Raw genomic sequence first — 6719 nt, 5'->3', positions numbered from 1 at the left:
GTGGGAGCCAGCCTGCTGGCGATAGCGGTCTGTCAGCCACCCAAGATGTTGCCTGTGCCGGCCCCATCGCTGGCAAGCCAGCTCCCACAGGATTCAGCGGCATCCGCAGAAATGACAGGCCACCACAAATCCTGTGGGAGCTAGCTTGCTAGCGATAGCGGCCTGTCAGCCACCCAAGATATTGCCTGTTCCGGCCTCATCGCTGGCAAGCCAGCTCCCACAGGGTTCAGCAGTTTCCGCAAAATGGCACAGGGTTCAGCGGTGTCCGCAGACATGCACCACCCTCTCCCACCTGCTCAAACGTGCTCCACCCCGGCGCGCTTGAGCAGTTTCTTGCAGCGCTCCGACAGGTGAAACACCTGCAATTGCTTGCCGGCCTTGGCGTAGCGTTCGCGCAGGGTCTTCAGCGCGGCGATGGCCGAGTAGTCGACAAAGCTCAGGTGGCGGCAATCCAGGGTCACCCGCGACGGATCGCCGGCCGGGTCGAACTGGTTGAGGAACGGCGTGGTCGAGGCAAAGAACAGCGTGCCGTGCAGCCGGTAGAGCTTGCTGCCGTCGGCCTCCAGATGCGCATCGGCGTACAGCTCGCGGGCCTGCTGCCAGGCGAAGTTGAGCGCGGCGATGACGATGCCGCACATCACGGCGGTGGCCAGGTCCGTGAACACGGTGATGACCGTCACCGCCATGATCACCAGCACATCGTTGAGCGGCACCTTGTTCACCACCCGCAAGGAGGCCCAGGCAAACGTCTGCTGCGACACCACGAACATCACCCCCACCAGCGCCGCCAGCGGAATGCGCTCGATCATCGGCGACAGGAACAGGATGAACAGCAGGTTCGCCACCCCGGCCACCACCCCGGACACACGCCCGCGCCCGCCGGAGCTGAGGTTGATCACGGTCTGGCCGATCATGGCGCAGCCGCCCATGCCGCCGAACGCCCCCGACACCATGTTCGCCGCCCCCAGCGCCACGCATTCGCGGTCCGGGTAGCCGCGGGTCTCGGTGATTTCGTCGGTGAGGTTGAGGGTCAGCAGGGTTTCCAGCAGGCCGACCAGCGCCATCAGCACCGCGTACGGCGCGATGATGCGCAGGGTCTCCAGATCCCACGGGATATCCGGCAGCGCCAGGGCCGGCAGGCCGCCGGCGATGTGCGCCATGTCGCCGAGGGTGCGGGTCGGCAGGCCCAGCAGGTACACCAGCGCGCCCACGCCGAGGATCGCCGCCAGCGCCGGCGGCACCGCGCGGGTCAGGCGCGGCAGGAGGTAGACGATGGCCATGGTCAGCCCCACCAGCCCGGCCATCAGGTACAGCGGCGCGCCGCTGAGCCAGTGTTCGCCGTCCTTGAAATGCTCCAGCTGCGCCAGCGCGATGATGATCGCCAGGCCGTTGACGAAGCCGAGCATCACCGGGTGCGGCACCATCCGCACCAGCTTGCCCAGGCGCAGCAGCCCGAACGCCATCATCACCAGACCGCCGAGCAGCACCGTGGCCAGCAGGTACTGCACGCCGTGCTGCACCACCAGCGCGACGATCACCACCGCCATCGAACCGGCCGCCCCGGACACCATGCCCGGCCGCCCGCCGAACAGCGCGGTCAGCGTGCAGATGATGAACGCGCCGTACAGGCCCATCAGCGGATTGAGGTGGGCCACCAGCGCAAACGCGATGCATTCGGGCAGCAGGGCGAACGAGGTGGTGAGTCCGGCCAGGACATCGGCGCGCAGACGTTTCGGTTTCATGGCTAACCTGATACGGGGTCGACGGAAAAAACAGGGCTGCGGATGTTACGCAAGTGCCCGCAGGCAAACCAGCGGACGCTGACAACCGCCGCCGGGCGCTCTAAGCTGGCGCGCCTGTTCCGTTGACCGAGAGCCCGTCATGCCCACCCCGTTGAACGCCCGGGAAGTCTGCCAGCGCCTGCGCGATGCCGCGCTGGGCGTGTGTCCGTTACGGCGCACCGATGAGCCGTGCGGGTCGGCGCGGGTCACGGTCGATATCGACGGCTGGCGTCTGGCGCTCGACCTCGACGGGCCGCGACTGCTGCATTGCCTCGAATGCCGCAGCGCGGATGGCCGGGCCTGGCGGCTCGACACCTCGCAGCGCTTCGGCACCGACCCGGTCAGCCTGCTGAGCACCTGGGAACTGGCGCAGATCGAGCGGCTGCTGGCCGAGTGACCGGTTCAGCCCTTGCGCAGGTCGAGGGTGTAGGTGAAGTAACCGGTGTCGCGCACCCAGCCCAGCGACTCGTACAGGCCTTGGGCGGTGAAGTTGTCGGTGGCGGTTTCCAGCACCAGGCCTTTGGCCCCGCTCTGCACAGCAAAGTCCCGCGCCGTGTTCATCAGCAGCCTTCCTGCTCCACGGCCACGGGCGGCCGGGGTGGTGAACAGGTCGCTGAGCAGCCAGGTGCGGTGGGCGTCGATGGACGAAAACGACGGGTACAGCTGCACAAAGCCCAGCGCCTGGCCGTCGGCGTCCTGCGCGATGAAGATCGCCGATTCGCCGACGGCCAGGCGCTCGGCGATGAACGCCCGCGACTGCGTCAGATCGGACGGCTGGCCGTAGAAGCCGCGGTAGGCATCGAACAGCGCGGCCACCGCGTCGAGGTGAGAGGCATCGGCGCGCAAGGTGCGAAGGGTCATGTGGACGTTTCCCGGATCGAGTGGATCGGCACAGCATAGCGTTGTCCGTCGAGTCTGCTGGCTTCATCGCTATATAGTTTTGTATATTGCGAACCCGAAACCGCCAGACTCCGCCGTGCCTTCCATGAGCAGCATCCGTCAACGCAACGAGCAACTGATCCTCGCCGCCGCCAGCGAAGAATTCGCCGCCAAGGGTTTCGACGCCACCCAGACCCGCGACATCGCCGCCCGCGCCGGCGTGCCCAAGGCCAACCTGTATTACTACTTCCAGACCAAGGAAAACCTCTACGCCAAGGTGCTGCTGGGTTTCGTCGAACCGCTGCTGGAAGCCTCGGCGGTGCTGCGCGAGAGCGACGATCCGCTGATCGGCCTGCGGGCCTATGTGGCGGCGCGGATCCACATCGCCCGCGAGCACCCGGCCATCGCCAGGGTATTCAGCGGCGAACTGCTGCTCGGCGGCCCGCAGTTGCCGCACGAGTGCCGCGACCTGCTGCACGCCGAAGCGAGGCGCAACGTCGAGTGCCTGCGCAGCTGGATCGACCGCGGCCTGCTGGCCCCGGTGGATCCCGAGCACCTGATGCTGTTCATCTGGTCGGCGACCCGCACCTACACCAACATCGGCTGGCAGATGGGGTGCATCACCGGGCGCGAAGTGCCACGGGACGAGGACTATGCCGCGGCGGCGGACACCGTCACGCGGCTGGTGCTGGGCGGTGTGGTGCGCGAGCCGGCGGCCCCTGTGCGCCGGTTGATGTTCGCCACCTGAGGCGGCGGGCCCGCTGCGCAGGCCAGCGCGAGCAAGCTCGCTCGCCACAAGGGCTCAAGCGGTCTTGGCATCGCCGGTCACCGGGTCGGTGTGGCGAGGGAGCTTGCTCCCGCTCCGGTGCGCAGCGCCGGCAAGATCCTCGCCCACTCCAGAAAAACCGGGCCCGTTGCGCAGGCCGGCGTGGGCATGCCCGCTCCTACAGGGAAGGCTGCACGGCGGGTCAGAAGGTGATCTGCGCCGCCGGCGTGACGTCGATCCTCGCCACCGAACCGCTCAAGTGGGCCAGGTCCTTGTTGTGTTCGGCGATGATGTCTTCGGCGCTCATGCTGCCGTTGTCCACGGTGGAGTGGGCGTCGGCCGCCAGCACCACGTCGTAGCCCAGTTGATGCGCCTGGCGCACGGTGGCGTTGACGCAGTAATCGGTCTGCAGGCCGCCGATCACCAACCGGTCGAAGTCTTCCTTGGGGATCAGCTTCTGCAGCGGCGTCTGGTAGAACGAGTCCGGGGTGGTCTTGCGCACGTACAGGTCGCCCGGCGCGGTCTGTAGGCCGTCCGCCAGTTGCCAGCCTTCGCTGCCGTGGGCCAGCAGGTCGCCCTCCTCTTCGTGCTGGATGAACACCACCGGCACCCCGGCCTTGCGGGCGCGGGCGCTGAGGCCGTTGAGGGTGTCGATGACGCGGTGGATGTCGTAGCACTCGTATTGGCCCGAGCACAGGGCGCGCTGGACGTCGATGATCAGCAATGCGGTGGACATGGCAGGCCTTCCTTGATCGATCCGTGAGACAGGGGCGGACAAGCGTCCGCCCCCTATTTACGCGCCTCAGTAACCCAATGACAACCCGGTGTTGCGCCGCGGGTCGTTGGCGCCGTAGAAGCGGTTCTTGCCCACCGGCTTGCCGCCCAGTGACGGCGCGCCGACGAGGATCGCCGCGATGTGGTTGGGGTCCTGCGGACCTGCGAACTTGTGGCCCCAGCTTTCGAGGATCTTCCTGGTGTCGGGGCTGGCGGCGAAGTCTTCGAGGTTGGTCTGCTCCGGCATCCACTGCTGGTGGAACCGCGGCGCATCCACCGCTTCCTGCAGGCCCATGCCGTAGTCGATGACGTTGAGCATGGTCAGCAGGGTCGCGGTGATGATCCGGCTGCCGCCCGGCGTGCCCACCACCATCACCACCTTGCCGTCCTTGGTGACGATGGTCGGGCTCATCGACGACAGCGGCGCCTTGCCGGGCGCGATGGCATTGGCCTCGCCCTGCACCAGGCCGTACATGTTCGGCACGCCGACCTTGGAGGTGAAGTCGTCCATCTCATCGTTGAGGATCACCCCGGTCTTGCTGGCCATCACGCCGGCGCCGAACCAGTCGTTGAGGGTGTAGGTCACCGACACGGCGTTGCCCCACTTGTCGACGATCGAATAGTGGGTGGTGTTGCTGCCCTCATGGGGCGCCACGCCCGGCTTGAGTTCGGCGGACACGCCGGCCTTCTGCGGCGCGATGGCGTCGCGCAGCTTGGTCGCGTAGTTCTTGTCCAAAAGGTGCTCGATGGGGTTCTTCACGAAGTCCGGGTCGCCCAGGTAACTGTTGCGGTCCACATAGGCGTGGCGCATGGCTTCGATCTGGTAGTGCATGCCCTGGGCCGAATGGAAGCCCAGGTCCTTCATCGGATAGCCTTCGAGAATGTTCATGATCTGGCAGATCACCACCCCGCCGGAACTGGGCGGCGGCGCCGAGATCACGTGGTAGCCGCGGTAGTCGCACTCCACCGGCGCCAGTTCGCGGGTCTTGTACTTGTCCAGGTCGGCCTGGGTGATGATGCCCTTGTTGGCCTGGCTTGAGGTGACGATGGCGTCGGCCACCCAGCCCTTGTAGAAACCGTCGGCGCCTTTTTCGGAGATGGTGCGCAGGGTCTTGCCCAGATCCTTCTGCACCAGCTTCTGCCCGACCTGCATCGGCTCGCCGTTGCTGAGGAAGATAGAGCCGGAGTCGCGCATGTCCTTCTTGAACACATCGGTGGCGTACTCCAGCAGCTCGACGTCGCCCTGCTCCAGCACGAACCCGTCCTCGGCCAGCTTGATGGCCGGGGCGATCATCTCATTGCGCGGCTTGGTGCCGTACTTCTTCAGCGCCAGCTCCATGCCCGACACCGTGCCCGGCACGCCGACCGCCAGATGGCCGCGGGTGCTCAGGTCCGGGATGACGTTGCCGTCCTTGTCCAGGTACATGTTCGCGGTGGCGGCCAGGGGTGCCTTTTCCCGGAAGTCGAGGAAGGTCTTGCGCCCGTCCGCCAGCTGAATGGTCATGAAACCGCCGCCGCCCAGGTTGCCCGCCGCGGGGTAAACCACCGCCAGCGCGTAACCGACGGCGACCGCCGCATCCACCGCGTTGCCGCCGTTCTTCAGCACATCGACGCCCACATGGGTGGCCAGGTGCTGGGCGGTGACCACCATGCCGTTCTCCGCCGCCACCGGGGCCACCGAAGCGGCATGGGCCATGAGGCAGGTCAGGGTCAGGGAGGTCGCGATCAGGGTCTTGGCAAAAGGTTCGTACTTCATGGGTCGGTCCCTTCTTGTTATTAGGTTTTTCAGGAAAGCAGGGAGAAGCGCTGCAAGAGCCACAAGCAGTATGGCCGCGATTGCGATTTGCGCCTCCCGGAACACGCCGTATGCTGTGCGCTGTTTCCGTCACCACCCGGAGTCCGTCCCCATGGCCTACACGTTCATCACCCTGCCCTCGCCGGTCGGCGAACTGAAGCTGGTCGCGAACGGCCAGCGACTGGCGGCCATCCTCTGGGAAAACGACAAGCCCGGCCGGGTGCGCCTGGGGCCGATGGCCGAGGCGCCGGACAACCCGGTGCTGCTCAGGACCGCGCAGCAGCTGCAGGAATATTTCGCCGGCACCCGGAACCGCTTCGAGCTGGAGCTGGATTTCGCCGGCACCGACTTCCAGAAAAGGGTCTGGGCCGCGCTGCTGACCATTCCCTTCGGCGAGACCCGCACCTACAGCCAGATCGCCGAGCAGATCGGCCACCCCAGCGCGGTGCGGGCAGTGGGCGCGGCGAACGGACGCAATCCGATCTCGATCGTTGCGCCGTGCCATCGGGTGATCGGCGCGTCGGGCAAACTGACGGGGTTCGCCGGTGGGCTGGAGGCCAAGGAACGGCTGCTGAAACTTGAGGGTTGCCGATGGGCCGAGGCCGGCCGAACGGGGGAGCTGTTCTGACCGTCTGTATTCAGTGATCGGCCCACTGTCGCGCTGCGGATGCTCTCAATGTGGCGAGGGAGCTTGCTCCCGCCGGGCTGCGCAGCGGGCCCGGTT

7 protein-coding genes are annotated in these 6719 nt (G+C 66.6%); 3 read left to right on the top strand and 4 right to left on the bottom strand.

Translation table 11 applies throughout. From position 1 onward, the window contains the following. Positions 1-296 precede the first annotated feature (296 nt). Positions 297-1742 carry a SulP family inorganic anion transporter gene (locus ACIP0B_RS10105; protein WP_400831602.1) on the bottom strand — a complete coding sequence of 482 codons (1446 nt, stop codon included), beginning with the start codon at positions 1740-1742 and terminating at the stop codon, positions 297-299. Between the two features lie 139 nt (positions 1743-1881). Between ACIP0B_RS10105 and ACIP0B_RS10100 the strand changes: the two genes are divergently transcribed. Further along, a complete protein-coding gene (locus ACIP0B_RS10100; RefSeq protein ID WP_400831601.1) occupies positions 1882-2178 on the top strand; it encodes a hypothetical protein in 297 nt (98 codons plus the stop codon). A 5-nt stretch (positions 2179-2183) separates the two neighbouring features. On the opposite strand, the gene ACIP0B_RS10095 is transcribed toward ACIP0B_RS10100, so the two are convergent. Then, positions 2184-2642: a GNAT family N-acetyltransferase gene (locus tag ACIP0B_RS10095; RefSeq protein WP_400831599.1), complete on the bottom strand. Its 459-nt coding sequence runs from the start codon at positions 2640-2642 to the stop codon at positions 2184-2186. 124 nt (positions 2643-2766) lie between these two features. Here ACIP0B_RS10095 and ACIP0B_RS10090 point away from each other — a divergent pair, with 124 nt between their 5' ends. After that, positions 2767-3408 carry a TetR/AcrR family transcriptional regulator gene (locus ACIP0B_RS10090; protein WP_400831598.1) on the top strand — a complete coding sequence of 214 codons (642 nt, stop codon included), beginning with the start codon at positions 2767-2769 and terminating at the stop codon, positions 3406-3408. Between the two features lie 220 nt (positions 3409-3628). Here ACIP0B_RS10090 and ACIP0B_RS10085 read toward each other — a convergent pair whose 3' ends face one another. Together ACIP0B_RS10085 and ggt are read right to left on the bottom strand one after the other, a co-directional pair. Next, positions 3629-4162, bottom strand: coding sequence for a cysteine hydrolase family protein (locus ACIP0B_RS10085; protein ID WP_400831596.1), 534 nt, complete (start codon positions 4160-4162; stop codon positions 3629-3631). 66 nt (positions 4163-4228) lie between these two features. Beyond that, on the bottom strand, positions 4229-5956 hold the full coding sequence (ggt, locus tag ACIP0B_RS10080) for a gamma-glutamyltransferase (protein WP_400831594.1): 1728 nt from the start codon (positions 5954-5956) through the stop codon (positions 4229-4231). A gap of 151 nt (positions 5957-6107) precedes the next feature. Here ggt and ACIP0B_RS10075 point away from each other — a divergent pair, with 151 nt between their 5' ends. After that, positions 6108-6623 carry a methylated-DNA--[protein]-cysteine S-methyltransferase gene (locus ACIP0B_RS10075; RefSeq protein WP_400831592.1) on the top strand — a complete coding sequence of 172 codons (516 nt, stop codon included), beginning with the start codon at positions 6108-6110 and terminating at the stop codon, positions 6621-6623. The last annotated feature ends 96 nt before the right edge of the window (positions 6624-6719 follow it).

The organism is Pseudomonas sp. NPDC089534 (genome assembly GCF_044749305.1).
Taxonomy (GTDB): Bacteria; Pseudomonadota; Gammaproteobacteria; order Pseudomonadales; family Pseudomonadaceae; genus Aquipseudomonas; species Aquipseudomonas ekonensis.
This window is presented reverse-complemented; position numbering and strand designations above follow the sequence as displayed.

What these genes read in the sequence shown, in the direction of transcription:
- ACIP0B_RS10100 (WP_400831601.1), top strand. Translation starts at nt 1,882, where the DNA reads ATGCCCACCCCGTTGAACGCCCGGGAAGTCTGCCAGCGCCTGCGCGAT.
- ACIP0B_RS10095 (WP_400831599.1), bottom strand. Translation starts at nt 2,642, where the DNA reads ATGACCCTTCGCACCTTGCGCGCCGATGCCTCTCACCTCGACGCGGTG.
- ACIP0B_RS10105 (WP_400831602.1), bottom strand. Translation starts at nt 1,742, where the DNA reads ATGAAACCGAAACGTCTGCGCGCCGATGTCCTGGCCGGACTCACCACC.
- ACIP0B_RS10090 (WP_400831598.1), top strand. Translation starts at nt 2,767, where the DNA reads ATGAGCAGCATCCGTCAACGCAACGAGCAACTGATCCTCGCCGCCGCC.
- ACIP0B_RS10075 (WP_400831592.1), top strand. Translation starts at nt 6,108, where the DNA reads ATGGCCTACACGTTCATCACCCTGCCCTCGCCGGTCGGCGAACTGAAG.
- ggt (WP_400831594.1), bottom strand. Translation starts at nt 5,956, where the DNA reads ATGAAGTACGAACCTTTTGCCAAGACCCTGATCGCGACCTCCCTGACC.
- ACIP0B_RS10085 (WP_400831596.1), bottom strand. Translation starts at nt 4,162, where the DNA reads ATGTCCACCGCATTGCTGATCATCGACGTCCAGCGCGCCCTGTGCTCG.